Here is a 26,087-nt window from a genome sequence, read left to right on the forward strand (position 1 = left end):
AGCATTAGTTTATAGCATTTTTAAAGGTTTTTCAAGACTTTTTCCACTACTTTAACATTGTTCCCACCATATTTTTTCATCATCTGGCAAAGCCAGTCCTCCTGCAGGTTCACATGGTATGCTGCGGACAATTTTTTCATGGCTTTTACATCCTTCAGATAGACCACAACACTGTCCGTTCCCTGGGACTTTCGCAGGTCTTCCAGCAATTCCTTCTCCTTCTGGTTATAGTCGTCCTTGCTCTCAAACTGGATCCAGAGTTCTCTTGGAATATCGGAAAAAGCGCGGACCTTTTCCAGGATCAGCTTACTGGCCTTGTCGTCCTCGGCGGATACGCGGCCCTGGATAAATACACGGGCATCTTCGTTTATCATGTTCTGCCACTTCTCATAGTCTCTTGGGAAAACCATAACCTCCACGGTTCCAAGCAGATCCTCCAGGGTGAGGAATGCCATCACTTTATTGTTCTTGGTATATTTTACATTTTTCTCCGTGATCATTCCGCCAATAATAACCTTCTGATTATCCCTTACCCTGGACTCATCTGGGTCACCGGACTCATTGTCCTCTTCGTCTAAAGGCTGGAAATCAATGGTTCTGGCAGAGATCATTTTCTCCATGATACTGCGGTAACGGTCAAGGGGATGTCCGCTCAGGTAAATGCCAAGAACCTCTTTTTCATAGGCCAGAATGGTCTCCTTGTCGTATTCTTCCAGGTTGGGCATACGGATCTCGAATTCTTTCTTATCCTCCTCGCTGGCAATGTCAAAAAGGCTCAGCTGTCCGGCCATGGACAGCTTCTTATTACGGGAAATATCGTCCACGATCTGACCAAAAACGATCATTTTCTGGTGGCGGTTTCCTTCCAGACAATCCAGGGCACCTGCCTTGATAAAGTTCTCGATGGCACGCTTGTTCACCGCTTCAATATTCCGCTCAATAAAGTTCTTCATAGAAAGATATTCGCCGTGTTCCCTTCGCTCTGCCACGATTGCCTCGATAACCGGACGGCCTACACTCTTAATGGCGGAAAGGGCATAGAGGATGGAGCCTCCTGATACGGAAAAGCCGTACTCTCCTTTATTGATATCCGGCGGCAGAATAGGGATGTTCATCTGACGGCAGACCTGAATATACTCGGCAACCTTGGCCGGCTTATCAATAACAGAGGTCATCAGGGCAGCCATGTATTCTACCGGATAATAGTATTTCAGGAAAGCGGTCTGGTAGGTAACGTAAGCATATGCTGCAGCATGGGATTTATTAAAAGCATACTGTGCAAAATCAATCATTTCATCGTAGATCTTATTTGCGATCTTTTCATCAATTCCATTCTTAATACAACCTGGAACCCCTTCCGCTTCATTTCCGTAAACGAAGGCCTGGCGTTCTTTCTCCATGACGCTAAGCTTCTTCTTGGACATAGCCCGGCGGAGAAGGTCGCTTCGTCCCAGGGTGAATCCAGCAAGGCTCTGTACGATCTGCATAACCTGCTCCTGATACACGATACAGCCGTGGGTTGCCTTCAAGATGGGCTCCAGCTGTGGGCAATCATAGTGGATGGTGTCCGGGCGGTTCTTGCCCCGGATGTACTGGGGGATGAAATCCATGGGGCCTGGGCGGTACAGGGAAATTCCAGCGATCACGTCCTCAAGGCTGTGAGGCTTCAGCTCTTTCATGAAGCCCTTCATTCCGCCGCTCTCCAGCTGGAAAACACCGTCGGTACGTCCGGTTCCAAGGGAATCCAGTACCTTCTGGTCGTTGTAGTCTATTTTCTGCATATCAAGAGATATGCCATAGTTTTTCTTTACATTTTTTACTGCGTTGTTGATAACAGTCAGGGTTCGAAGACCAAGGAAATCCATTTTCAGAAGTCCAAGCTCTTCCAACGTGGTCATGACGAACTGGGTGACGATGGTTCCGTCCTGGGCTCTGGAAAGAGGCACGTATTCGGAAACATCCTTCTGGCTGATCACTACACCAGCGGCATGCATGGAGGTATGTCTTGGAAGACCTTCCAGACGTTTTGCCATGTCGATCAGGTGATGGACATCCGGCTGCTCGTCATATGCTTTCTTCAGCTCCGGGTTTACTTCCATGGCCTTGTCGATAGTGACAACTTTTACATTGGGAATCTTGGCAGGAACCATTTTCGCAATAGAGTCCACCTGGGCGTAGGGCATATCAAGGACACGGCCTACATCGCGGATAACACCACGGGCTGCCAGGGTACCAAAGGTAACGATCTGAACCACACAGTCTTTGCCGTATTTGCGCACAACGTAGTCGATTACTTCCTGTCTGCGCTCGAAGCCGAAATCCACATCAATATCGGGCATGGAAACTCGTTCCGGGTTCAGGAACCGCTCAAACAGAAGGTCGTATTTAATGGGGTCAAGCAGGGTGATTCCCAACGTGTAGGCTACGATACTTCCGGCTGCGGAGCCTCGTCCGGGACCTACTTCAATGCCGTTTTTGCGGGCGTAGTGGATGAAGTCCCATACAATGAGGAAGTAGTCAACGTAACCCATATTTTTGATGGTGTTCAGCTCATATTCCAGGCGCTCCCGAAGTTCTGGGGTGACCGGATCGTACAGGCGTTCCAGGCCTTCGAAGCAGAGCTTGTTCAGGTATTCCCAGGAAGTGTAACCCTCTGGGACATCGAATCTAGGCAGCTTGGTTACGCCGAATTCGATTTCTACGTGGCAGCGCTGGGCGATCTTGTGGGTGTTCTCCAGGGCTTCCAATGCATATGGGAAAAGGGCTGCCATTTCCCGTTCGGATTTCACGTAGTACTGGCCGCCTTCGTAGCGCATACGGTCTGTGTCGGAGAGCTTCTTGCCTGTCTGGAGGCAGAGAAGGATGTCGTGAGGGTCAGCGTCTTCTTTATAGGTGTAGTGGATGTCGTTGGTGGCTACCAGGTCGATTCCGGTCTCCTGGTGCATGCGGAGAAGCTGCTGGTTTACGTTCTGCTGTTCCGGGATTCCGTGATCCTGAAGTTCCAGAAAAAAGTTGCCTTTGCCGAAGATTTCCTGGTAACGGAGAGCGGCTTTCCTGGCGTCGGGGTACATGCCCCGGGTGAGGAAGCGGGCTACTTCACCTGCCAGGCAGGCGCTCAGGGCGATCAGGCCTTCGTGGTATTCGCGGAGAAGATCCAGGTCTACCCGGGGTTTATAATAAAAGCCTTCTTTGAAGCTTTTGGATACGATTTTCATAAGGTTCTGGTAGCCCTGGTTGTTCTCTGCCAGGAGTACCAGATGGTAGTAGCGGTCATCGCCACTGCCGATCTCACGGTCAAAGCGGGAACCAGGGGCTACGTATACCTCGCAGCCTAGGATGGGGTTGATTCCAGCTGCTCTTGCTGCCCGGTAAAAGTCGATGACGCCGTACATAACGCCGTGGTCTGTGATGGCGGCGCTGTCCATCCCAAGCTCCTTTACACGGGCAACGTATTCTTTGATTTTATTGGAACCGTCCAGCAGGGAGTATTCCGTGTGGACGTGGAGGTGGGTAAATGCCATTGTGAGGTCTCCTTCTTCGCAAAATAGCAAAACAATAATATTTATAATCAACTAACAGTTTAACACATACAGCATTTCTGGTAAACACCCGTTCGTATTTTTAGAAAAAAAAACGGCATACCATATTTTAGGGTTCCAATATGGTATGCTGGTTTTATTATTTTCCAATAAGTGGGTGTCAGGTTTAATTATTTTTTATAAATGCGTCTGTCCTTAATTTCGATCTTGCCTTCTTTGAGAAGGTGTCCAACTGCGCGTTTAAACGCATTTTTGCTGAGACCGAATTCGCGTTTGATGACCTCTGGAGAGGCTTTGTCGTCGAAGGGGAGGACGCCGGCGAATTCTTCGATTACGCTGAGGACACTCTCGGCATCTTCATTAATCTGGATGTAAGCTTTCTGGCGGTCGGTGACGTTCATCTTGCCATCTTCTTTCACCTCGGAAACCCGGAGGTCAAGGACTTCGCCTGGGCGGTATTTGCCGTTGGCTTCCCTGGCAGGAATAAGGGCAGAATATTTGTCATCAACGGCTACAAATACGCCGAAGCGGTCACTGATCTCATAGACGCGGCCTTTTACGGAATCGCCTGCTACGTATGGAGTTCTGGTGGAAAGGTAGTGATATACCTTCATGGTAGCACAGAGGCGGCTGCTCTTATCCACGTAGAGGGCTACCAGACATTCCTGGCCTTCCCGCACGCGGCTGGTCTGCTCATGGTATGGAAGAAGCAGGTCTTTCTCAAGTCCCCAGTCAAGGAATGCGCCAATCCTGGTTACCTGAAGGACCTTCAGGACTGCGGTCTGGCCTACCTGGAGAAGGGGTTCTCTGGTAGTGGCGATCAGGCGGTCTTTGGAATCTTTATAAATAAATACGTCCAGCGTGTCGCCTTCTCTGGTTCCTTCCGGAACCTGTTTGGCAGGAAGAAGCACTCTGTCTTCCTGTCCTGCATTTTTATCCGCTGCAAGGTAAACACCGAAATCTACGGTCTTTACCACAATAAGCTTCTGTTTTTTTCCTATTTCGATCATGGATTCTCCTTAATTCTGCAAGAGCGTGTCCCACCAAAACTCTTTTTTGCAAGATGTGCTTCTCAATTTGTGGGAGATTTTACCTGGATGAAGGCGGTGCAACGTGCTACGGCAACCGAATTCAGGTGAAAAAATACCGCAAAGTGGGGCGCACAGATTGCGGAAATAATTTTGCGGGCAGGCTCTATGGTTAAATACCGAATTTCAAATATATTGTAAACAAGTTCTATTTATCCAGTATAGCACACATTCCCCACCACTGTGAACATCAACTTATTGAAGTAAAGATAAAAAATGCAGAAAATCGTTTTTTGTGATTTTCTGCATTTTATTTTACGCATTTCTAAACCGGCTTAAGAAATCCCTTGTCAGAGGATCCTGCGGGTTTTCAAACAGTTCCTTCGGCGTTCTGTCTTCTACAATGACGCCGTTTGCCATGAAAATGACGCGCTTGGAAACGTCACGGGCAAATGCCATCTCATGGGTGACGATGATCATGGTCAGGCCTTCGTGTGCAAGGTCTCTCATAACCTCCAGAACCTCTCCCACCATCTGGGGATCCAGTGCAGAAGTCGGCTCATCAAAAAGCAGGATTTCCGGTTCCATGGCAAGGGCTCTTGCGATTGCCACACGCTGTTTCTGGCCTCCGGAAAGCTGTTTTGGTTTGGCGTTAATGTATGGCGCCATTCCTACTTTTTCCAGATAATACAGGGCTTTTTTCTCAGCCTCTTCTTTGCTCTTTTTTAAAACCTTGACCTGGCCGATGGTGCAGTTTTTCAGAGCTGTCATGTTGTTGAAAAGGTTAAAATTCTGGAACACCATACCTACTTTGGAACGGTATTCCGGAACGTTTACGTTCTTGCTGGTAATGTCGGTTCCGTGGTAACTGATTTCTCCGGAGGACGGAGTTTCCAGCATGTTCAGACAACGGAGCAGGGTGGATTTACCGGATCCGGAGGGCCCGATAATACAAGTTACATCACCCGGGCTTACGGAAAAATCAATGTCCCTCAGGACCTGGTTGCTGCCGAATGCTTTTTCCAGATGGTTCACTTCAAGGATTTTTTCACTCATGATCATTTCTCCTCCTTTTTCTTAGGGTAGGAATACAGACCACTTGTGTGAGCCAGTGTATCCGTTGTGGCAAGGTCATAGTTCTGCGGCCCTTCCATCCTGTGTTCCAGCAGGCGGAGCAGTCTGGAGCATACAAAGGTAAGGATGAAATACATTACCATAGCGATGGTGAAGGCTTCGAAATAGGTGTAGTAAGCTCCGGCAACGCCTTTTGTGGTGTAGAAAAGTTCTACGATTCCAATGATGGAAAGGACACAGGTATCTTTGATGTTGATGATCAGGTTGTTGCCGATCTGAGGCATAATGTTGCGCAGAGCCTGGGGAAGAATAACGCTTATCATAGTCTGTACGTGAGTCATTCCAATGGCTTTGGCTGCCTCGGTCTGGCCTTCGTCAACAGAAAGGATTCCGCCGCGGACAGTTTCTGCCATGTAGGCTCCGGTGTTGATAGAAACTACAAAGAATGCGGCGAACCACATAGACATGTTAATGTTGAACAGGTAAGCACTTCCATAATAGATGAACATGGCCTGTACCATCATAGGTGTGCCGCGGAAAAACTCCACGTAACATGCCATAATAAATTTGAGAATTCCAACCAGTGTCTTTTTGACGGTGGAATCTCTTTTATCTACAGGAATTGTTTGGATAATTCCAACTATAAAGCCAATAAGGCACCCTAAAAAGGTGCCTACAATGGCTATGATCATTGTATTTCCGGCTCCTGATAAAAAGGAGGAACCGTATTGCTGGAGCAGATACTGGATCCGGCCCCAGAAGGTTTCAGGAAGCATAGTTTTTATCTCCTTTACTCAGAAAGTGGCTGTACAGAAATTGCCTCGTCCATCATTGCGGTGTAATCATCTTCTGTCATTTTGTCCAGTACGCCGTTCAGGGCATCCAGAAGCTCGGTGTTGCCTTTCTGTACGGAAATACCGATGTTGATATCCTCGTCAGATACTTCGAAGGCGCCGTCTGTGCCAGAGAAATCAAGGAGCTTAAAATCCGGGTAAGCTACGCAGGCTGCCATTCCAGTAGGCATATCTGTTACAACGGCATCACATTTCCCGGACTCCAGGGCAACCAGCATAGCCGGTGCACTTTCCTGTGCCGGAAGGATGTTTGCGTCTTCGATCTGTGGCAGGCAGGAATCATACCAGATGGTATTCTGCTGGGATGTACAGGTTACGCCTTTTAAGTCTGCTACACTTGCAGCGTCTGCATAGTCTCCGTCACTTTTTACCAGGGTGACGATGGATGCATAGTAGTATGGCTCTGTGAAGTCTACCATCTGCTGGCGCTCGGAGGTAATGGACTGACCTGCGATAACACAGTCAACCTTTCCAGACTGTACAGCCGGTACCAGGGAATCCCAGTCCAGTTTCACGATTTCCAGATCGTAGCCCAGCTCGTCGCAGATTTTCTTTGCCATCATAACGTCGTATCCATATGCGTAATCAGAGCTTCCGGAAATAGGAACTGCTCCATTGGAATCATCTGGCTGTGTCCAGTTGTATGGTGCATAGCTGCACTCCATTGCTACCTTTAATGTTTTTTTCTCTTCTGCCTGTACCATTGTAAGTCCAAATCCCGGCATTGCGGTTACCGTAACAGCAGCTGCCATAAGACCACTTGTCATTTTTCTCCATAAATAGCTCTTTTTCATGCTTCTTTCCTCCTCTTTGTTAAACTCATTAATCACATCACAGCCGGCTTTTTCCAGCGTGTTTCCTCGTTTTGAGGTAAAAAAAAAGCAATGGCGGCGTTATCACACTAACGCGCCATTGCGTTGTAGTTCATATTACTCTTGTTTATGGGAGAAGTCAAGAGGGGAAGAACAGAAAATTTAATACAGTAACCTAAATCGTTACTGTTCACTGGTAATATTCCGCGAGGTGTTTTTTGTGAACAACGTTCACAGAAAACCCGAGAATTGCGGCGCGAAATCATGCGAATGTATGATTTCTGTGCATCGCGGAGCGGTTACTGGTCACGGAGTGAACAGTAACCTAAATCAGCCTTCCACACGCAAATTGCTGTACACAAATTCAGTGTAAGAGAGCCCGTAACCAAATGGGAAAAGGACCGGTACCTGTCTGGTGTCATAGTTTCATATCCGGGCGGTCATGTCCCTCCAGATCCTGAAAGTGATTCTGTCCGTCTACGAAGATTACGGTGTCGTAGCCGCCTTCTGCTGTCTTTTTCACAACCCCGGCGCGGTATGCATTCTGTTTTTCCAGAATTTCCGGTGCAATGCCGCCGTAGGACTGAATACGGTTGGCGTTGTCGCCGATCACAAGAACCTTTTTGGTCTTTTCCTGGGAAAGAGGGAGCTGGTTCTTTTCGTTTTTCAGAAGGATGATGGACTCGCGGGCCGCATCAAGGATTTTCTGACGATGCACCGGAGTATTATAAGAGCCTGGCTTGCGCAGCATTTTCCTCTACACATCAAAGATTCTTCAGTATTGACATTTTGATATTAAAATGATATCATTTATACATCAACCAGTTCATACATATCTTTATGGTAAAGCAATGCATATACCAGTCAGGAGGTTTATTATGCAGGAAAAAGTTTTAAGCAGTAAGAAAAATGGTATGGCAATGATGATTCTCTTCATTTTGTTGTATGCGGCAGCAACAGCACTTGCTGTAATCGGTTCCATCTTTTACTGTATTCCAATGGCTACAGTCGGATTCATCTGGTTATCCTTGGGATGGATTCCATTTCTTGGATTAAAGGTACTGAAACCCCAGGAGGCCCTGGTGCTTACTTTGTTCGGTAATTATGTGGGCACACTGAAGGATGATGGCTTTTATTGGGTAAATCCTTTTTGTACAGCAGTGAATCCGGCAGCTAAGACGAAATTAAATCAGAGCGGCGATGTGGATGGCGGTAATACTGCCAAATCAGTTTTGACATTAGCTGCGGCAGGCACTGGTGGATCTTCCAATAGCTCTTATGTAAGTAAGAAGATTTCCCTGAAAATCATGACGCTGAATAATAACCGTCAGAAGATCAATGACTGTCTGGGTAATCCTGTAGAAATTGGAATTGCGGTTATGTGGCGTGTGACAGATACTGCAAAGGCTGTTTTTAATGTTGATAACTATAAGGAATATCTTTCCCTGCAGTGTGACAGTGCCCTTCGTAATATTGTAAGAATTTATCCTTATGATGTGGCTCCGAATGTGGATACAACAGGGGATGGCGTTGCAGATGAGGGCAGCCTGCGTGGTTCCAGCGAAATTGTAGCCGGACGTATCCGGGATGAGATTCAGCAGAAGGTTGCGGAGGCTGGTCTTGAGATTATTGAGGCACGCATCACCTATCTGGCTTATGCTCCTGAAATTGCAGCTGTTATGCTGCAGAGACAGCAGGCTTCTGCTATTATTGATGCGAGAAAGATGATCGTAGATGGTGCTGTTGGCATGGTTGAAATGGCACTGGAACGGTTGAATGAGAACAATGTGGTTGAGCTTGACGAGGAGCGGAAAGCGGCCATGGTTTCTAATCTTCTCGTTGTACTGTGTGGCAATCACGATGCCCAGCCGGTGGTTAATTCCGGCAGTCTGTACTAATGGCTGATACCAGACCAAAGAAACAGATTCCGCTCAGGCTTTCTGCAAAGCTTTATGATCAGATTGCCGCCTGGGCAGAAGATGATTTCCGCTCCGTCAACGGCCAGATCGAGTATCTGCTTACTGAATGCGTCCGGCAGCGTAAAAAGAACGGGAAATATGTTTCCGACACTATGGATGAGCCGCCGGAACTGGATATTAAATAGAATTATAGAGTAATATACAAGGAAGGGGCTGATCTAAACGACCAGCCCCTCTGCTTACTACTTATTATGCTTCTTTTCCGTAAATAGAATGCTCCAAACGGAAGTTTTCCTTCTGGCTTGGATATCTGTAACGTTTGATGTCCTGATCTGATGGATAGTTGAACTGTCCAGCGCAACGCATAATAACAGTTTTGCACTCTGGGCAGCAATCTACACACAGGTCCTCGAACTGTCTTACCAGCATATCCGGATCTGAAGAAGAGTTTGCCCAGTTCTCCCAATGATCTGGGATAAGGACCTTTGCTTTTAACGCTTTTCCAAGTCTCGCACCATCATAAGGTGTCATCTTATCAAATGCACCAGGCTCGTTCCAACCGATATCAAAAATAGCAACATCAATATCATACTTCTGGCCAATTGCAACATATCCATCATTATACCAGGTATCTCCCAAGAATAAGATATTTCCAGCAGATGTTTTGAACAGGAAAGAAGTTGCAACCTCATCGTATGGCTGTGCAGGACCATCTCCAGTCTTTGTTGCGCAATCATCATAGTTTTTCAGGAATACAATTTCTGCTCCTGCCATTTTAATGCTTTCGCCTACATGCGCAGTAATAATTCTGTCATCCGGAACCTCAAATTCTTTTAATCTCTTTACAGTTTCCGGCGGAGCTACATATTTAGCATCTGTTGTCTGCATAGTTCCTTTAACAGTATAAATATCACAATGATCATTATGTACATGTGTACAGAAAACACCATCTACTCTATTAAATGAAAATGGATCAATTACCTGTGGATTCAGGCGAAGCCAGTTCATACTTGCTGCACCATTCTGCTTACACACACCACAATAATCAATTGTCGTATAGTGAGATGGTCCACACCACTGGTCAATAAGGAAAATACCTCCTTCATCTGTCTTCAGAACCCATGAAGGACCCCCACACCACCAAAGAGCAACTTCTCCCTTTGGCACTTCATAGTTCTCAATATGCTGATTTAAAAATGTCCCCCACTCTGGAAAAGACTCAAGAATCCAACGTTCTCTTGTCATCTCTCTGTTTGTTCTAATCCATTTTCCAGATACTAAACCTCTTCCATCTGTTTTTTCCACTTCATTACCCATAATTTTTTCTCCTTTACGCTTTCGTTTATTTTAAGTTATTTGTTATTATCATTCTGCACAGTAAACAGTGTAACGGTCTGTCTGTCTGTTTGCCGCACAGATAAGATCTCCTTGTTTGTGAGGTATTACAGTTACATTTGCCGGGCCAAGATTAGCATCAATCAAATGTTCTTCAATCTTTTCTCCATTTTGCTCAACCAAAATAAGCTCTTTTCCCGCATCTCGGAATCCTACAATAAATGCTGGCTTGCCATTAAAAGCACCGGCCCAAATAGCATGTCCAAATTTATGAGTTCCCGGAAGTGTATAAATTTTCTTAAATTTCCCATCTGTTTTTTTATAAATATTAAAATCTTTGCCATGAAATGGAGTGATTGTGCCATACTCAAGCTCCCCATCTCCATCGATATCTACTGCGACACAATCACTTGTGGGGTCTGTGATTTCTTCAATAATTTCCCACTCATCATTCTCTACTGCCGGTGGCACTAAACGGTGTACTCCATTCTTTCCAGCAATAAGGATTCCTCCTTGATTTTCAAGCTTAGTCAGACCATGATTCTGGAAAATATCAGCATAAACAACCTGCAATTCACCAATTGAACGTTCCTCATAATTAATTTTACCAACATAAACACTTCCTGGATAACTCCAGTCATCAATATATTCTTTTGTTTTACACAATGTTGCACACATGAGGTAATCCTCATTTCGAATCTGAACCACTTCGATTCTGTGCAAAAATGGAAGCTGCAATACCTCTTTTGTATGATAGCCGTTTTCATCCTCATAGCCCCAAACTACATCTGCGCCTTCAGATTTAAACACAGGAAAAAACTTCTGAATACAAAGGAACTCCCCATTTTCCTTCAATGGCACAATATTCATTCCCCCACCAGGCGCTGTACTGGCACAGACAGTTTCAAAAGTATCCGGATCAACCAGATCAATGACTCCAGTTCCTTCCAATTCTGATACAAATGCAACCCATTCTTTCTGATTCCGAACAACTTTTCCTGCCCCATAAACTCCTGGACAATATTTTTCATGAACTATTTTAAAATTCATAATACCACCAGCTTTCTTATACATCTTTTGTGTTATTTCTGGAATAAGCAATCAGTAGCACAATCAGTACGATTCCGTTTACCATAGTACGAATTGCTTCATTTACATTAAGAATGGTAAGGAAATCTGTCAATATCGTCATAATCAAGACACCTGCGATAGTTCCAACATAACTTCCACGTCCTCCTGTAACTGCTGTACCCCCAAGAATAACTGCAGCAATATTAGATGGATCATAACTGTCACCAACCTCCAGATAGGTCGTTCCAGTATAGCCAACCAGCATAAATCCTACGAATGCACACACGATTGGAGATACAATATATACCAGTGCCCTGATTTTCTTTGTATGAACACCAGAAAATCTTGCTCCAGTTGAATTAGCTCCCAACGCATACACATAGCGGCCAAATTTCGTATATTTCATAACAATAATAAATACAGTCGCTGCAATTGCCCAAATAATAATGATTCCAGAAATTCCACCAATAGTATTCATTGAGGTAAGCTTAGTAAGTATTGGAGAAGAAGAACCCTTCGGAGCTCCTCCTGTCGTTACCATCGCAACACCTTCAACAATAATTCCCATTCCCAATGTCATGATAAATGCATTTATCTTAAAGTAATTAATTCCAATACTTTCAATAATACCTATAATTGCACCAGCTAAAATAACTGCAACCAGTGCTTTTCCAATATTAGAATCCTGACCCTTAAGAATCTCCGCCCCAATAACATTACCAATCATAATGACATAGGGAACACCCATATCAATACCACCAATTAAAATTACAAGATTTTGTCCAATACATACAATTCCAAGAAATGCTGCAATTCTCAGCATACTCAGTAAGTGTTTTCCCTTCAGATATCCTGGCGACACAATATTGGCTATAATCAGCATAATAATCAGAATCACATACACCAGCACTTGCGGACGCATTAACGTCTGTATGAAATTATTTTTTTTCACAGCATTTGCCTCACCCATTTATGTCACCTCACTCTTCACGATTCCGTATTGAACTAATTGCCAGCGCTACAATCAAAATGAAGCCTTTGATCAAGAACTGATAGTTAGTTGAAATACCATTCAGGTTCAGTAGGTTACTGATTAAAGTAAAAATGAACACTCCAAACATAGTCCCAATCAGATCACCATTCGCTCCTACCATAGATACACCACCAATTACAGATGCGGAAATAGCATTCATCTGCATTCCAGTTCCAATTGTAGGGTCGCCCGAATTAATATATACTGCCATATAAATTCCACCAAGTCCACACAGTAATCCAGATAAACCAAATGCAAGTATTCCTGTTTTCTTAATATTAATTCCAGCTGAATACGCAGACTGAACATTTCCTCCCATTGCGCGGACAGCTTTTCCAAACGCAGTTCTGTTTGTAATTGTTCTTACAATTACCAAAATAATAAAAATTAGAATAATACTGTTCGGGATTACATCAAAAAATTTAAATTTAATAAATTTATAGAACCCCATATGCATCATACCGCCAGGAACTGGCATAATAAATAGTGCTAAACCAGCATACACAATTGACATGGATATAGTTACAATCAGTGCTGGAATATGAAATTGCTGTGTAATGAATCCATTTAACGCCCCGCACAGAAATCCACAAACTATTGCTGCTAAAATTCCAGGTATCCATCCAAATTCGGAATCAGCATTAATGAATGTAATACAGACAACGTTTGTCAAAGAAACAATAGACCCGAGGGAAATATCAATTCCTCCAATCAAAAGACAAATTGTCTGTCCAAAAGCTACCATCATTAACGGAAATGCTGCTTCAATCAATCGGTTAATATTTCTCAGCGACAGGAATGTAGAATTCATTACAATTGCCAGAATGTTAAATGCCAAAAGGAACAGTCCTGCAAAAATTACACTTGCATAGCGGTGCATAAAGTCCTGATCTTTCAGCAAAGCTTTCACCTTATTTATCACTTTCTGCCACCTCCTCTACAATTCCCATTGATTTCTTCATTATTAATTCTTCGCTTAATTCATCTTTCTGAAGCTCACCGGTAATTCTTCCTTCATACATTACAAGTACGCGGTCACTCATGCCGATAATTTCCATCATGTCACTGGAGCACAAAACTACACCGATTCCTTCCGTAGCCTGTTTTCTCATAATGTTATAGAAATCACTCTTAGCTTCAACATCAATTCCTCTTGTTGGATCATTAAATAGCATTATTTTAGGATCTGTTCCAAGTTCTTTTCCTAGAACAATCTTCTGCTGATTACCTCCACTAAGGCTGGAAACTGGATCAGTAAGATTATGAAGTTTGATTTTTAAGCTTTTACGGGTTTCTTCTGCAAATTTCTGCTCTTCTTTTAGGTTAATGAAACCTGCTTTTGAGCGCTTATCTAATGAACAGAGCGCTAAATTCTGCTGGATTGGAAGAATCAACATCAACCCTTCGTTTTTACGATCGCAGGGAACCAGGGCAATTCCATTATCTAATGCCTGTTTTGCATTTTTAATTTTTGCCTCTTTTCCATCAACTTTAATAGTTCCTTGTGTAAGCTTATGCACACCGCTGACTGCATCCAGCAATTCTGTCTGTCCATGACCTTGAAGACCAGCAATACCCAGGATTTCTCCTTTATGAAGCTGGAAGGAAACATCATTTAATTTCTCTGATTTTAGATTTTTAACCTCAAGTAAAACTGTGTCCTCTACCATTTCTGATTTCTTAGGGTAGATCTGAGTCAATGGTCTTCCAACCATCATCTTAATCAGTTCATCAACATCGATTTCAGAAATCTTACGGGTTCCAACAAAGGTTCCATCCTTGAATACAGTTACATAATCTCCGATCTCAAAAACTTCTTCCATTCTATGTGAAATAAAAATGATTGTTTTCTCTTTTTTTACTAAATTTCGTACAATATTAAATAACTTAACTACTTCTTCACTTTGCAGGGAAGATGTTGGCTCGTCTAAAATGATAATCTGAGGATTTTTTAATAAGACTTTCAGAATTTCAGCCATTTGCTGTTCTGCAACAGATAATCTGCCAGCAATTGCCTTTGGATTGATATGAATGTCATATTCATCCATCAAGGCAAGAATACGTTTTCTTACTTCTTTTCTGTCAATTAAACCGAATTTATTCTTTGGCTCTATAGAAAGAAAAAGATTTTCTTCAACGGTCAGCTCGCTTACCAGCGTAAGTTCTTGATATACCATGGCTATTCCAAGATCCTGTGCCTGTCTTGGATTCGCAGCCACAATTTTGTTGCCTTCCAGGTAAATTTCTCCGGAATCTGCATGGTAATTTCCGCATAAAATTTTTAAAACGGTGCTCTTTCCCGCTCCATTCTCTCCCGCCAGCACATGTACGGTTCCCTTTTTTACAGAAAAACTTACATCTTTCAGTGCCCGGTTACCGCCAAAGGATTTTTCTATATGCTCCAGTGTTAAATATTCACGATCCATATATGTACTCCTTTTCTAAGACAGCAGGTGGGCTTTTGAACCCATCCTGCTGTAATTTGTTTTAAATCAGCCTTATTCTGCTGCACCTGAACCATACATTTCCTGTAATGTATCTTCATTCAGAATTGTTGGTGCCCAGTAGTTATCATCCAGGTCTACTCTTACGAAATCATCAAGAGTTTCATCTGTAACAGGAGCAATATCATAAACATTTACTTTCTCAAAATCTCCGCCAGTGATTGCAGTTAAACCAAGATCAAGGGCATCTGCTCCAGAAGTACTTGGAGAAATTGGACAGCAACTGGTGAATCCATCAGCCTGTCTTTCTTTCCACATTTTCAAGAATCCATTATTTGCCTCACCTGTAATCGGTACCAATTCACGGTCAGCAGCTTCTAATGCATCGATACATGCACGGCTCATAGCACCGCCCAGGGAAAGGATTCCATCAATATCATCATGTGCAGAAAGAAGAGATTCAATTGCTGTCTTTGCTGTCGCATAATCATAATCACAATAGTTCAGGGAAATTGTCTCAATATCTGGATATTGCTCTTCCAGAGTTTCCTGTGCGCCCTGTACACGAAGTTCTGCATTCTTGGATCCAGCCTGTCCTGCAAGAATAACGATCTTGCCCTTTCCATCTAACTGCTCTCCAAGCCATTCTGCATCTTTTGCACCGAAATCATAATTATCAACTGTTAAGGAAGCTGTAACGTTATCTGTATCAACACCTGCGTCAAAGGAAATAACTGTAACACCTGCATCCATCGCATCATCAACAGCGGGAATTAATGCTGTTGGAGACGCAGCAGTAAGGCAGATAACATCTACACCCTTTGTAACCAGATCCTGCATATCGGATACCTGCTGTGAAGTATCACCGTCAGAGTTAGTAGTATAATACTCTTTGATCAAGCCCATCTCTTTGTACATTTCAGCCTGCTGTTCAAATGTTTTCTCCATCTGAACTCGCCAGGTATTTCCCAATGAGAAATTACAAAGAGCAACTGTGTAGCCACCTTCTGGCACGTTAGTCATATCAAATTCTTTTACCTCCTTTGTGTCTGCGGTTTCCGCATCTCCCGCCCAGACGCTGGTGGTCATCATAGAAAGTGCAAGACATCCCGTTACCAAACAACTAATTACCCGTTTCTTCATAGATTTTTCCTCCAATACATTTTTGTTCTGTTGTTTTTGATAGTGTTATTATAGTATACATTCTGTCGTGTGTCAATGCAAAATAACATAATTGTATACAATTCTGTTATTTTGCACACTTTTATCGTGCTGTAATTAGTAACATTTTCTCAACACTAATTTTTACTAAGTTTATCTCTTTTTTCAGATAGATAAAAAGCAAATACTAATAGATTCTATAACTATCAGTACTTGCTTTTATTGTCGCTACATTTCAAAGTCGTGGTCTTAGGAGTCATTAGCTTTTTTAATTATAATTTCTGTATTTATAAAAAAAATTCAGATTCGAAAAAATTAGTATCATCAACTTTAAATGCATGTCTGTTATGATGAGTCAGCAATCTTAAAACTTCTTTCTCATCACGTTTCTTTAATGCTTCAATAATCTGTTCATGCTGCATATACTGTTTATCCGCCGAAATTAAAAAATCCTTTCTCCAACACAGTAAAAACTGAATCTGATCATGCACCTCTCGCAAAAATTTATACAACAAATCATTTTTGGCAATCTTTGCAATCTCCATATGAAAAGCACTGTCAGACTTTAATAAATCTACTATATTATTATTTTTTCCCGCCTCATAACATGCACTACTAAATTTATGCATTTCCTGAAACTCACTGTTATTTCCATAAATAATTGCAAGCTTAGCTGCCAGATTCTCCATATCCGTCCGGACAATTTCCAATTGAAGAATTTTTTCATCATTCCATTTGGCGACAGTCGTATTGCAATTCGGTTTGCTTTCCAAAATACCACTTGCTGCTAACTGTCGTACAGCTTCTCTGACCGGAGTTCTACTGATATTAAATTCACTAGCTAATTTCGACTCCGCTATACTATCTCCCGGCTTCAAATCCCCGCTCAAAATTTGATCCACCAAATAATTATAAACCTGAACTCGTAATTCAGTTGTATTTACCCTGCTAATTGCCATTGGTTTTAAGCTCCTTCCATTGTTTACATTGATGTATTTTTGTATACAATTTATGTTTTTAGCGTACTATAATTGTGTTTGTTTGTCAACTACATTTTTTTCAAAATAATAAGGAGTATACTGCCTGCCAGCAATATACTCCTCAATATATTATCTTTTTTATTCTAACGCTCATATATAGCGTATTATCTTCTGTAATTATCTCAATTTATTCGTTATGTTTATATATTTTCTTTTGTGTTTTAATAGTCTATGTTTTTCATAAGTTTATATGATTCGGTCTTCTTTCGTTCTGCTATAAATAACTCTTATGTATCCTTTCAACCATACCGTTTACATACATAATCTCTGTTTTATGGCTCTTATATCATTCTCGTGTTTATTGGCATAGAACAACAATGTGTCCTGAACGCCTTTCATCTTCTGTAATTCATCAAGTTTGTTGGTAAGGTTAGAATAGTTTTCTGCTACGATGTGAAGCTGTTTCTCTGTCTGGTTTTCTACATGAATCCAAAGACTTCTTACGCTGTTGTCAACCTCTGAGACTTTCACGTCAAGCTGCGTTACTTTTCCATCAAGTTCTGTGACTTTCGTATCGAGCTGCGCAACCTTTCCATCAAGTTCTGTGACTTTCGTATCGAGCTGCACAACCTTTCCATCAAGTTCTGTGACTTTCGTATTGAGCTGCGCAACCTTTCCATCAAGTTCTGTGACTTTCGTATTGAGCTGCGTTACTTTTCCATCAAGTTCTGTAACTTTCGTATCGAGCTACGTTACTTTTCCATCAAGTTCTATGACTTTCGTATCGAGCTGCGTTACTTTTTCATCAAGTTCTGTGACTTTCGTATCGAGCTGCGCAACCTTTCCATCAAGTTCTGTGACTTTCGTATCAAGCTGTGTTACTTTTCCATCTAGTTCTGTAACTTTCGTATCAAGCTGTGCAACCTTCATATCCAATTCACAGACATGTTTGTCTACGCTCAGAAGATTAGCTTCAAGTCCTCCAACTCTTATTTCGAACTTATCAAACTTAGTCTCCAGCTCTCCAATGCGCGTTTCCAACGGTACAAGCAAACCAGCAATTGCCTGCAAATCTTCTCTTGTTAACATTATTATCACCTCCTATATATTTAAGATAAAAAAGTATATCAGCAAAATAATATAAAAACAATACTTTAAGTACATTTTGTTCTGTAATATAATCGCCGCACACTATGGAATGAGTATGTTAAACTTTTCTCAATTCCGTCAATTTTGTATACATATAATATAAGTCAAAAAAGATCTTTCAACATTGGTATCATACATGCCACATATAAAAAAAGGGAATACATTTCTGTACTCCCTCTCGTCTGTACCGCCTTATTCCCACGGCGCTTTCATTATTTCTTTCGCTTCAAATAAATGTTTCATCCAATCCCCGGCAAGCTGTACCCAGGTTTCACATTCTGCCTGAATGCCGTAGCCATTGGGGCAGGCTGTTTCAGCAGTTGCAAGGCCCAGGCCATGACCTCCTACAGGATAGATATGTAATTCTGCCGGAATGTCCAGCGCATGAAGTGCCTGGAAGAACAGCAGGGAATTTTCTACCGGAACGGTGTCATCCGAGGCAGTGTGCCACATGAACGTCGGTGGAGTATCTTTGGTTACATTGAATTCCAGTGACAGAAATCTGCGTTTCTCTTCATCTGCATAGTCTTCTCCAAGAACACACTCAAAGGAACCCTGATGTGCTTTTTCTCCGGAAGTAATTACCGGATAACTGAGCATAAGTCCATTCGGGCGAAATTTCTCAGCGTCCATTCCCAGGGCTTCCGCCACAAACGGTTTGTTCCAGAAAACACCAAGGCTTGCTGCCAGATGTCCACCGGCAGAGGAGCCTTGAACAACAATTTTCTCAGTATCAATATTCCATTTATCTGCATTCTCACGGAGCATTGCAACTGCTGTGGCCAGCTGCAGAAGTGCCTCCGGGAAACGTGCCGGTGCAACGCTGTAGCGAAGGATTGCTGCATGATACCCCATTGCCATAAACTTAACAGCCAGCGCTTCAGCCTCTCTGTCCGATGTCATTGCGTATCCGCCACCCGGACAGATCAATACAACTGGTCTCCTTCTCTCTGGATCTATCTCCGGAGAATTATCCAGAAAATAGGTAAATAAGTTTGCTGTGAACTCAGAGTCTTTTAATTGGATTTCTATTTTTTCATGTATCATTGATGTAACCTCCCGTTATAAACATCCAGCAAATATTCTCAATCTGTCTCAGCCCTCGATTATTTCACTTCTATTCTAAATACAAAGGATTCAAAAAGCAAGCTGAATTTCCCTTATCATTTTCTCAATCCTTCATACTCTCCCACCCCACCGGCTTCGTCGGATTATACATTTCCCGGAATTCTGTAGGCGTACAGTTATTCATCAGCTTAAACATCCGAAGAAATGCCGAAAGGCTGGAAAACCCTGACTTAAATGCAACTTCCGTAACGCTCACGCCCGGATCCTGAAGAAGAGTTTTGGCAAATTCAATCCTCTTCTGATTCAGATACTTGTAAAAGGTAGAATCTGTATACTGCTTAAACAAACGGGAAAAATGAAATTTACTGAAACCCGCCTGGGCCGCCACCCCTTCCAGACTCAGATCCTCTGTAAAATGATTATTAATATAATCCGTGATCAGAATAAATTTCTCCACATACTCCTTCTGCCGGCTGTTTACACCTGTTTCCTGCTGTCCGGCCGTATGCGCAGTCACATGCCCTCTCCCCACACAGGCGAGAATCTCCAGAAATTTCGACATAATGATTGTTTCCTGATAAGGTGCACCGCCAAAATATTCTTCCTTGATTTCCAGCATAAGTGTTTTCACCCGGTCATAAATCTGAGGATAACCCTCCGGCGTGATCAGAGTCACCGGATTAATGATCATCGTTAACAGATTCAGCTCTTTTGTGGAAATATGGCTGAGACAAGGCTGAAAAATAATCCGCTCCCCCTGTTCCGGTGCAAAAAGCTCATGAATCATACAGGGACCGATCAGCAGAATATCTCCTTCCCGCAAATAATAATCCTTTCCACCGCACAGTGCTCTATAACCATTCACGATGGGCATCAAAACTTCAAAAGAAGTATGCCAGTGCGGCGGATAGTTCTCATATTCATTATTATAATAGAGACAAATCTGTTCATCCTCCCGAAAATCCACTGTTTCGTAAATACCACTGAGTTTATGTATCATGCGATCACCTCTTGTTGTGTTTCGAAATATGTCGTTTTAACTCTCAAAAATTGCGTTTTTTGATATGTATATATTATAGCAAACATTTATTTTTTCAGCAATACTCCGTCATATTTTCATTTTGATTCGAAACTACCCTTCTATTTCATTGTATATTTTGCATAATTATTTGTATTTCAAATTATATATTTTAACATGTACATGTTTTCGTACAATTTTAAATAGCAATAATTAGGAGCTAAAGAACAAGAATTAGAAAGTAAACATCTCTAAACTCTGCTATAGTAAGAATTACCAAATACGAGACAACAAAATTTTAAAAGGAGGTTCACAATATGAACAAGAAACGAGCACTTTCAATATTAATGGCTGCAGCAATGGCAGCTGGAACACTGGTTACATCTGTACCGGTTTATGCTGATGATGTTGAAGAAATCACATGGATGTTCTGGGATGACCTGGAAGCTACGGAAGATCTTATTTCCAAAGGTTACAAAGAAGTCATTGATCGTTTCAACGAAGAGTACGATGGAAAATATCACGTAACTCCGATCACCACCAACCTGGAAGAGTACGATGGCAAGCTGAATGCGCTGATCGCAGCCGGACAGACACCGGACGTTTACATCTGTAACCCTGGTCCGAACATGGACGTATATGTAAATGCAGGCGCAGCAGCAGATCTTACAGATATTCTTGAAAACCAGGAAGCTGATTGGTACGCATCCTTTACAGATGGTATCTTCGAGAGAATGACCTATGACGGAAAGATCATGGCAGTTCCTACCAACTTCGCAGCAGCTTGTGTTTACTACAACACAGAGATGTTCGAGAGCGCTGGCGTTGAAGTTCCTACCACATACGATGAACTGATCGCTGCATGCCAGAAGCTTCAGGATGCCGGCTACACACCAATCTCCTGCTCCGCTGGTACAGCATGGTGCTTATCCATGATCGCCGGTTATCTGTGTGACCGTCAGGGCGTTGACCTTGCAGCAATCGCAGACCACACTGCTAACTGGACCGATGAGAACTGCATCGAAGCAGGTAACAAATTAAAAGAACTGTCCCAGTACTTCCAGGCTACAGCAGCCGGAGATTCCAACGACCAGGCTACAGCAGCTTTCTATAACGGCGAGGCAGCTATGCTGGTTCAGGGTTCCTGGGCAATCGCACAGATCAATGGTAACAACCCAGATTTCGAGTCCAAATGTGGTGTATTCCAGTTCCCTGGAATCGACGGTGCAAATGACCCGAACCGTATGATCGTTAAGACTGATAACCTTCTTATGAGCTCCACAACAGAGCATCAGGACGCAGTTATTGCTCTTATGAAAATGTTCACAGACGAGACAGCTCAGAAATACACAGCAGAAATCGGCGGCAAGTTCCCTATCATCAAAGACCTTGAAATCGACTACGACAAAGCTCCTGCACAGCTGAAATACGTTCAGGATGTCATGGCAAAGGCAACTGGTACATTCGGATTCTACAATGAGTCCCTTGCATCTGTAGAAGCTGGTGACTGCTTCGATAACGCAATGGTTGACATCTTCCTTGGAAACCAGACACCTGAAGAAGCATTCCAGACCGTACAGACATTCTATGAAGAGAACGTTTGGGAATAAATCCTCCCTTATAAAAAATAAGTTATAACCCCAGGCACATGGCTGCCGCGGAACGGACTAAGGCATGTTCCGCGGCAGTTTTTTACCTAAAGACTGACACACGCCAGAGATTTTTAAGCTGGCTCGTCTCACCAGACATTCGACGGAAGGAGATATTATGGATAAAATTCTGCGCGACAAAAAAGCCATTTTCGTATTTATCGCCCCGGCGCTGATCATGTTTCTTCTGGTCCTGATCATCCCGACAGTACAGATGGTTTACTACTCACTCTGCGATTACGCAGCACTTACACCCCCTAAATTTGTGGGATTAAAAAACTATAAGAAACTGTTTTTTGGTGACGCCACATTCCGTATTGCCCTGAAAAACTCCATCTTTTTCATGATCTTTTCAGCAGTTACACAGCAGATCTTCGGTCTTTTACTTGCTGTTATGCTGACCAACATCCCGAAAGGCCGCAACATTTTCAAAAACATCTATTATCTTCCCTGCGTACTTTCCTCCGCAGCACTTGGACTTCTCTGGTCCTTCCTTTTCAACCCGAGAATTGGTATCAACAACCTGCTTGCCAAATTCGGAATAGAAGGTCCGCTGTGGTTAATGGACTCTACCGGATTTATTGTACTTCCCATGTGGGTTATCGCATTTGTTGCCCTGTGGCAGTACCTTGGTCAGAACATGATGCTTTATATGGCACAGATCACCGGAATCTCCCGTGATATCTATGAAGCTTCCTATATAGATGGTGCATCAAAGGTAAAAGCATTCCGCTACATTACCCTTCCGCTGATCAAACCAATGATGATCACATCCCTTTCCCTGAACTGTATCGGTTCCCTGAAGTTCTTTGATCTGGTTTACAACATGACTCAGGGTGGTCCGAACCACAGAACAGAAGTCCTTGCAACCGAACTTTACGCAGAAGGCTTTAACTACTTCAAGTACGGCTATGCCAGTGCCATTTCCGTAGTTTTACTGGTGCTCTGCCTGCTGGTAACCCTTCTAGTAAAGAAAATCATCAAAGTAGAAACTTACGAGTCATAAGGAGGTGGGAAAATGAGCAACGTAAAAGTAAAAGCTCCGAAAAAGCCGGTGAAACCGGTGATCGTAGTAGTTTATATCCTGCTGGTGATCCTGGCAGTTGTTTATCTGGCTCCACTTCTGTGGATGTTATCTGTATCCCTGAAAGATAACGCTGGTGTTATGTCAGCACCATTTTCCCCGCCAGAGGTATTCCATTTTGAAAACTATCAGCAGGCATGGCAGATGGGAAAACTTGGCACAGCCCTTGCAAACTCCGTCATTGTCTGCGGCGCTACCCTGATTGTCAGCCTTTTCTTCGGCGCTATGGCAGCTTTTGCCATTGCCAGAATGCGCTGGAAATTATCAGAATTCATGCACACCTTTTTCCTTATCGGAATGATGGTTCCGGTACATTGTGTTCTGATTCCTCTGTTTGTAAGATTTGCAAAGCTTGGTCTTACCAACTCCCAGGGCGGATTGATGATTCCTTATATCACATTCTCCCTGCCCATGACCATTTTCCTGCTTACCGGATTTTTCCGCTCCATGCCAGGAGAAATGTTCGAGGCTGCTGCCATTGACGGCTGCGGAATTTATGGATGCTTTTTCCGGATCGCACTTCCGCTTTGCAGAACCGGCTTCTTCGTATCCGGTCTGATGACCTTCATCAACAACTGGAACGAACTGCTTCTTGCCATGGTATTTATTTCCGATCCTATGAAAAAAACACTGCCTGTTACCCTGACCTACTTCGTTGGACCTTACGCAACCAACTATGTGCAGATGTTTGCCGCGATCATTATCGCAATCGCACCTACAGTCGTTGTTTACTCCCTGTTCAGTAACCAGATCGTGGAAGGTCTTACCACAGGTGCAGTTAAGGGCTGATATGGAGGAGACACACTATGAATAGAGAAGAGGCTCGAAAAAAAGCGACCGAACTGGTCAGCAAAATGACTTTAGAAGAAAAAGCAAGCCAGCTGCGCTATGACGCACCTGCGATCAAGCGTCTGGGAATCCCCGCCTACAGCTGGTGGAATGAGGCGCTCCACGGAGTTGCCCGCGCCGGACAGGCCACTGTTTTTCCACAGGCCATCGGACTTGGTGCTACCTTTGACACCGAACTTCTGGGAAAAATTGCAGATACAGTAGCCACAGAGGGCCGCGCTAAATATAACGCTTATTCCAAAGAAGAAGACCGTGACATCTACAAAGGGCTCACATTTTGGTCTCCCAATGTAAATATTTTCCGTGATCCACGCTGGGGCCGCGGCCATGAAACTTACGGCGAAGATCCTTACCTTACCAAAGAGTTGGGAGTTTCTTTTGTAAAAGGACTCCAGGGCGACGGCGAGACTATGAAGGCCGCTGCCTGCGCCAAGCATTTCGCAGTTCACTCCGGACCAGAGGCGATTCGCCATGAATTTGACGCCATTGCTTCCCCAAAGGATATGGAGGAAACTTATCTTCCTGCATTTGAAGCTTTGACCAAAGAGGCAAATGTAGAAGGCTTCATGGGTGCCTACAACCGTACCAACGGCGAACCCTGCTGCGGAAGTCCCACACTTCAGAAAAAGCTCCGCGGCGACTGGGGCTTCCAGGGATATTTCGTTTCCGACTGCTGGGCTATCAAAGATTTCCACGAACACCATATGGTAACCAGCACACCAGCCGAATCTGCTGCCCTTGCATTGAACAACGGCTGTGATCTAAATTGCGGAAACACATATCTTCATATTTTGAAAGCTTATGAGAAAGGGCTGATCACCGAGGATACCATCACAGAATCCGCCATCCGCCTTTTTACCACCAGATATATGCTGGGATTGTTTGAAGAAACTGAGTATGACAAAATTCCTTACTCAGAGGTAGAATCCCCAGCTCATCTGGCACTTTCCCAGAAAGCTGCCGAGGAGAGCTTCGTACTTCTGAAAAACAACGGAATCCTTCCTTTGCAAAAGGATAAGATCAAAACAGTTGGAATTGTAGGACCAAACGCAGACAGCCGGGCGGCTCTGGTTGGAAACTACCACGGCACCGCTTCCCGCTACTGCACCATCCAGGAGGGTCTTCAGGACTATCTTGGAGACAATGTACGCGTCCTCAGTTCTGTTGGCTGTGATCTTTTCCGTGACCGCACCGAGCACCTTGCTTTTACCCAGGACCGGCTTGCTGAGGCGAAGATCGTTGCAGCAAACAGCGATGTGGTGATCCTGTGCGTGGGACTTGATGAGACGTTGGAGGGCGAAGAAGGAGATACTGGAAACAGCTACGCTTCCGGTGATAAGGAGACTTTGCAGTTGCCTCAGGTTCAGCTGGATCTGATGGAAGCCATGGCGGAATCCGGCAAACCAGTGATCCTGTGTCTCATGGCAGGAAGTGATATCGATCTTTCTTATGCTGCTGAGCATTTCGACGCAGTGATGGTTCTCTGGTATCCAGGCTCCCAGGGCGGAAAAGCAGCTGCCAGGATTTTATTCGGCGACGTTTCCCCGTCCGGTAAATTGCCAGTAACCTTCTACGAGACCTTGGAAGAGCTTCCGGAATTCACCGATTATGCCATGAAGGGACGCACTTACCGCTATATGGAAAATAAGGCACAGTTCCCCTTTGGATATGGGTTGACTTATGGAAAGGTCACGGTAACGGATGCGGCTGTCAGCACGAATGACGAGGCATCAGTTACAATTCAAGCCACAGTCACAAACCAGGGACACACCGCCACTCGCGATGTGATCCAGATATATATTAAAAATACCGATTCTCCACTTGCAGTAAGGAATCCAGAACTTGTAGCATTTACTCCTGTTTTTCTAAATGCAGGCGAAACCCAGACTATTAGTCTTACTATTTCTCCCAGGGCATTTACCGTTGTAGATGAAAATGGAATACGAAAAGAAGACGGAACTCATTTCCAGATTTTTGTTGGCTGTAGTCAGCCCGATGAAAGAAGTGTGGAACTTACAGG

23 protein-coding genes and 2 pseudogenes are annotated in these 26,087 nt (G+C 43.6%); 7 read left to right on the forward strand and 18 right to left on the reverse strand.

The window, feature by feature from the left end; genetic code table 11:
• Positions 1-20: 20 nt before the first annotated feature.
• Positions 21-3,521 carry a DNA polymerase III subunit alpha gene (locus LIQ05_RS15870; RefSeq protein ID WP_226822220.1) on the reverse strand — a complete coding sequence of 1,167 codons (3,501 nt, stop codon included), beginning with the start codon at positions 3,519-3,521 and terminating at the stop codon, positions 21-23.
• A 188-nt stretch (positions 3,522-3,709) separates the two neighbouring features.
• Positions 3,710-4,549 (reverse strand): S1 RNA-binding domain-containing protein, encoded by an 840-nt coding sequence (locus tag LIQ05_RS15875; protein ID WP_226822222.1) that lies wholly within the window; start codon positions 4,547-4,549, stop codon positions 3,710-3,712.
• A gap of 2 nt (positions 4,550-4,551) precedes the next feature.
• Here LIQ05_RS15875 and LIQ05_RS20740 point away from each other — a divergent pair.
• Positions 4,552-4,680 (forward strand): annotated as a pseudogene (locus LIQ05_RS20740) (DUF6783 domain-containing protein); the annotation flags it as partial.
• Here LIQ05_RS20740 and LIQ05_RS20745 read toward each other — a convergent pair.
• The 5 genes and pseudogenes from LIQ05_RS20745 to LIQ05_RS15895 form a co-directional block, all read right to left on the reverse strand.
• A pseudogene (locus LIQ05_RS20745) lies at positions 4,621-4,779 on the reverse strand (hypothetical protein); the annotation flags it as partial. The pseudogenes LIQ05_RS20740 and LIQ05_RS20745 sit on opposite strands and share 60 nt — an antisense overlap.
• Positions 4,780-4,882: 103 nt before the next feature.
• On the reverse strand, positions 4,883-5,623 hold the full coding sequence (locus LIQ05_RS15880; protein ID WP_330634022.1) for an amino acid ABC transporter ATP-binding protein: 741 nt from the start codon (positions 5,621-5,623) through the stop codon (positions 4,883-4,885).
• Between the two features lie 2 nt (positions 5,624-5,625).
• Positions 5,626-6,417, reverse strand: a complete 792-nt coding sequence (locus LIQ05_RS15885; RefSeq protein WP_226822226.1) for an amino acid ABC transporter permease — start codon at positions 6,415-6,417, stop codon at positions 5,626-5,628.
• A 14-nt stretch (positions 6,418-6,431) separates the two neighbouring features.
• Positions 6,432-7,220 (reverse strand): transporter substrate-binding domain-containing protein, encoded by a 789-nt coding sequence (locus tag LIQ05_RS15890; RefSeq protein ID WP_416386005.1) that lies wholly within the window; start codon positions 7,218-7,220, stop codon positions 6,432-6,434.
• Between the two features lie 505 nt (positions 7,221-7,725).
• Entirely contained in the window at positions 7,726-8,058 is a 333-nt protein-coding gene (locus tag LIQ05_RS15895; RefSeq protein WP_226822230.1) for a glycoside hydrolase family 3 C-terminal domain-containing protein, read from the reverse strand.
• 127 nt (positions 8,059-8,185) lie between these two features.
• Between LIQ05_RS15895 and LIQ05_RS15900 the strand changes: the two genes are divergently transcribed.
• Together LIQ05_RS15900 and LIQ05_RS15905 are read left to right on the forward strand one after the other, a co-directional pair.
• Positions 8,186-9,205 carry an SPFH domain-containing protein gene (locus LIQ05_RS15900; protein WP_226822232.1) on the forward strand — a complete coding sequence of 340 codons (1,020 nt, stop codon included), beginning with the start codon at positions 8,186-8,188 and terminating at the stop codon, positions 9,203-9,205.
• The gene (locus LIQ05_RS15905) at positions 9,205-9,411 is read left to right on the forward strand and encodes a TA system antitoxin ParD family protein (RefSeq protein WP_226822234.1); all 207 of its coding nucleotides are present in this window, start codon (positions 9,205-9,207) and stop codon (positions 9,409-9,411) included. The genes LIQ05_RS15900 and LIQ05_RS15905 overlap by 1 nt, the downstream gene beginning before the upstream one ends.
• Positions 9,412-9,475: 64 nt before the next feature.
• On the opposite strand, the gene LIQ05_RS15910 is transcribed toward LIQ05_RS15905, so the two are convergent.
• The 11 genes from LIQ05_RS15910 to LIQ05_RS15960 all read right to left on the reverse strand — a co-directional run bounded on the left by LIQ05_RS15910 (position 9,476) and on the right by LIQ05_RS15960 (position 20,467).
• Positions 9,476-10,543, reverse strand: coding sequence for an MBL fold metallo-hydrolase (locus LIQ05_RS15910; RefSeq protein WP_226822236.1), 1,068 nt, complete (start codon positions 10,541-10,543; stop codon positions 9,476-9,478).
• A 48-nt stretch (positions 10,544-10,591) separates the two neighbouring features.
• A complete protein-coding gene (locus LIQ05_RS15915) occupies positions 10,592-11,611 on the reverse strand; it encodes a hypothetical protein (protein ID WP_226822238.1) in 1,020 nt (339 codons plus the stop codon).
• Positions 11,612-11,627: 16 nt separating this feature from the next.
• A complete protein-coding gene (locus tag LIQ05_RS15920) occupies positions 11,628-12,602 on the reverse strand; it encodes an ABC transporter permease (RefSeq protein ID WP_226822240.1) in 975 nt (324 codons plus the stop codon).
• A gap of 10 nt (positions 12,603-12,612) precedes the next feature.
• The gene (locus LIQ05_RS15925; RefSeq protein WP_226822242.1) at positions 12,613-13,587 is read right to left on the reverse strand and encodes an ABC transporter permease; all 975 of its coding nucleotides are present in this window, start codon (positions 13,585-13,587) and stop codon (positions 12,613-12,615) included.
• Positions 13,577-15,091, reverse strand: coding sequence for a sugar ABC transporter ATP-binding protein (locus LIQ05_RS15930; protein WP_226822244.1), 1,515 nt, complete (start codon positions 15,089-15,091; stop codon positions 13,577-13,579). The genes LIQ05_RS15925 and LIQ05_RS15930 overlap by 11 nt, the downstream gene beginning before the upstream one ends.
• 72 nt (positions 15,092-15,163) lie before the next feature.
• Complete coding sequence (locus LIQ05_RS15935; RefSeq protein WP_226822246.1) at positions 15,164-16,252, reverse strand: ABC transporter substrate-binding protein; 1,089 nt, start codon at positions 16,250-16,252, stop codon at positions 15,164-15,166.
• A 305-nt stretch (positions 16,253-16,557) separates the two neighbouring features.
• Entirely contained in the window at positions 16,558-17,229 is a 672-nt protein-coding gene (locus LIQ05_RS15940) for a GntR family transcriptional regulator (protein ID WP_226822248.1), read from the reverse strand.
• A gap of 333 nt (positions 17,230-17,562) precedes the next feature.
• A complete protein-coding gene (locus LIQ05_RS15945; protein ID WP_226822250.1) occupies positions 17,563-17,877 on the reverse strand; it encodes a hypothetical protein in 315 nt (104 codons plus the stop codon).
• A 120-nt stretch (positions 17,878-17,997) separates the two neighbouring features.
• Entirely contained in the window at positions 17,998-18,339 is a 342-nt protein-coding gene (locus LIQ05_RS15950; RefSeq protein WP_226822251.1) for a hypothetical protein, read from the reverse strand.
• 252 nt (positions 18,340-18,591) lie between these two features.
• Entirely contained in the window at positions 18,592-19,446 is an 855-nt protein-coding gene (locus LIQ05_RS15955) for an alpha/beta hydrolase (RefSeq protein WP_226822253.1), read from the reverse strand.
• A gap of 124 nt (positions 19,447-19,570) precedes the next feature.
• Positions 19,571-20,467 (reverse strand): helix-turn-helix domain-containing protein, encoded by an 897-nt coding sequence (locus tag LIQ05_RS15960; RefSeq protein ID WP_226822255.1) that lies wholly within the window; start codon positions 20,465-20,467, stop codon positions 19,571-19,573.
• A gap of 335 nt (positions 20,468-20,802) precedes the next feature.
• Here LIQ05_RS15960 and LIQ05_RS15965 point away from each other — a divergent pair, with 335 nt between their 5' ends.
• The 4 genes from LIQ05_RS15965 to LIQ05_RS15980 form a co-directional block, all read left to right on the forward strand.
• A complete protein-coding gene (locus LIQ05_RS15965; protein ID WP_226822257.1) occupies positions 20,803-22,095 on the forward strand; it encodes an ABC transporter substrate-binding protein in 1,293 nt (430 codons plus the stop codon).
• 157 nt (positions 22,096-22,252) lie between these two features.
• Positions 22,253-23,140, forward strand: a complete 888-nt coding sequence (locus tag LIQ05_RS15970; RefSeq protein ID WP_226822258.1) for a carbohydrate ABC transporter permease — start codon at positions 22,253-22,255, stop codon at positions 23,138-23,140.
• A 12-nt stretch (positions 23,141-23,152) separates the two neighbouring features.
• The gene (locus LIQ05_RS15975) at positions 23,153-24,007 is read left to right on the forward strand and encodes a carbohydrate ABC transporter permease (RefSeq protein WP_226822260.1); all 855 of its coding nucleotides are present in this window, start codon (positions 23,153-23,155) and stop codon (positions 24,005-24,007) included.
• A 17-nt stretch (positions 24,008-24,024) separates the two neighbouring features.
• Positions 24,025-26,087: glycoside hydrolase family 3 C-terminal domain-containing protein (locus LIQ05_RS15980; RefSeq protein ID WP_226822262.1), on the forward strand; the 2,063-nt coding region annotated here is incomplete at its 3' end.

This window comes from Blautia glucerasea (assembly GCF_020537505.1).
Lineage (GTDB): Bacteria > Bacillota > Clostridia > Lachnospirales > Lachnospiraceae > Blautia_A.

Bases quoted from the DNA above. Each gene is read 5' to 3' on its own strand.
- LIQ05_RS15870 (WP_226822220.1), bottom strand. From the start codon at position 3,521: ATGGCATTTACCCACCTCCACGTCCACACGGAATACTCCCTGCTGGAC.
- LIQ05_RS15875 (WP_226822222.1), bottom strand. From the start codon at position 4,549: ATGATCGAAATAGGAAAAAAACAGAAGCTTATTGTGGTAAAGACCGTA.
- LIQ05_RS15880 (WP_330634022.1), bottom strand. From the start codon at position 5,623: ATGAGTGAAAAAATCCTTGAAGTGAACCATCTGGAAAAAGCATTCGGC.
- LIQ05_RS15885 (WP_226822226.1), bottom strand. From the start codon at position 6,417: ATGCTTCCTGAAACCTTCTGGGGCCGGATCCAGTATCTGCTCCAGCAA.
- LIQ05_RS15890 (WP_416386005.1), bottom strand. From the start codon at position 7,220: ATGCCGGGATTTGGACTTACAATGGTACAGGCAGAAGAGAAAAAAACA.
- LIQ05_RS15895 (WP_226822230.1), bottom strand. From the start codon at position 8,058: ATGCTGCGCAAGCCAGGCTCTTATAATACTCCGGTGCATCGTCAGAAA.
- LIQ05_RS15900 (WP_226822232.1), top strand. From the start codon at position 8,186: ATGCAGGAAAAAGTTTTAAGCAGTAAGAAAAATGGTATGGCAATGATG.
- LIQ05_RS15905 (WP_226822234.1), top strand. From the start codon at position 9,205: ATGGCTGATACCAGACCAAAGAAACAGATTCCGCTCAGGCTTTCTGCA.
- LIQ05_RS15910 (WP_226822236.1), bottom strand. From the start codon at position 10,543: ATGGGTAATGAAGTGGAAAAAACAGATGGAAGAGGTTTAGTATCTGGA.
- LIQ05_RS15915 (WP_226822238.1), bottom strand. From the start codon at position 11,611: ATGAATTTTAAAATAGTTCATGAAAAATATTGTCCAGGAGTTTATGGG.
- LIQ05_RS15920 (WP_226822240.1), bottom strand. From the start codon at position 12,602: ATGGGTGAGGCAAATGCTGTGAAAAAAAATAATTTCATACAGACGTTA.
- LIQ05_RS15930 (WP_226822244.1), bottom strand. From the start codon at position 15,091: ATGGATCGTGAATATTTAACACTGGAGCATATAGAAAAATCCTTTGGC.
- LIQ05_RS15935 (WP_226822246.1), bottom strand. From the start codon at position 16,252: ATGAAGAAACGGGTAATTAGTTGTTTGGTAACGGGATGTCTTGCACTT.
- LIQ05_RS15940 (WP_226822248.1), bottom strand. From the start codon at position 17,229: ATGGCAATTAGCAGGGTAAATACAACTGAATTACGAGTTCAGGTTTAT.
- LIQ05_RS15950 (WP_226822251.1), bottom strand. From the start codon at position 18,339: ATGTTAACAAGAGAAGATTTGCAGGCAATTGCTGGTTTGCTTGTACCG.
- LIQ05_RS15955 (WP_226822253.1), bottom strand. From the start codon at position 19,446: ATGATACATGAAAAAATAGAAATCCAATTAAAAGACTCTGAGTTCACA.
- LIQ05_RS15960 (WP_226822255.1), bottom strand. From the start codon at position 20,467: ATGATACATAAACTCAGTGGTATTTACGAAACAGTGGATTTTCGGGAG.
- LIQ05_RS15965 (WP_226822257.1), top strand. From the start codon at position 20,803: ATGAACAAGAAACGAGCACTTTCAATATTAATGGCTGCAGCAATGGCA.
- LIQ05_RS15970 (WP_226822258.1), top strand. From the start codon at position 22,253: ATGGATAAAATTCTGCGCGACAAAAAAGCCATTTTCGTATTTATCGCC.
- LIQ05_RS15975 (WP_226822260.1), top strand. From the start codon at position 23,153: ATGAGCAACGTAAAAGTAAAAGCTCCGAAAAAGCCGGTGAAACCGGTG.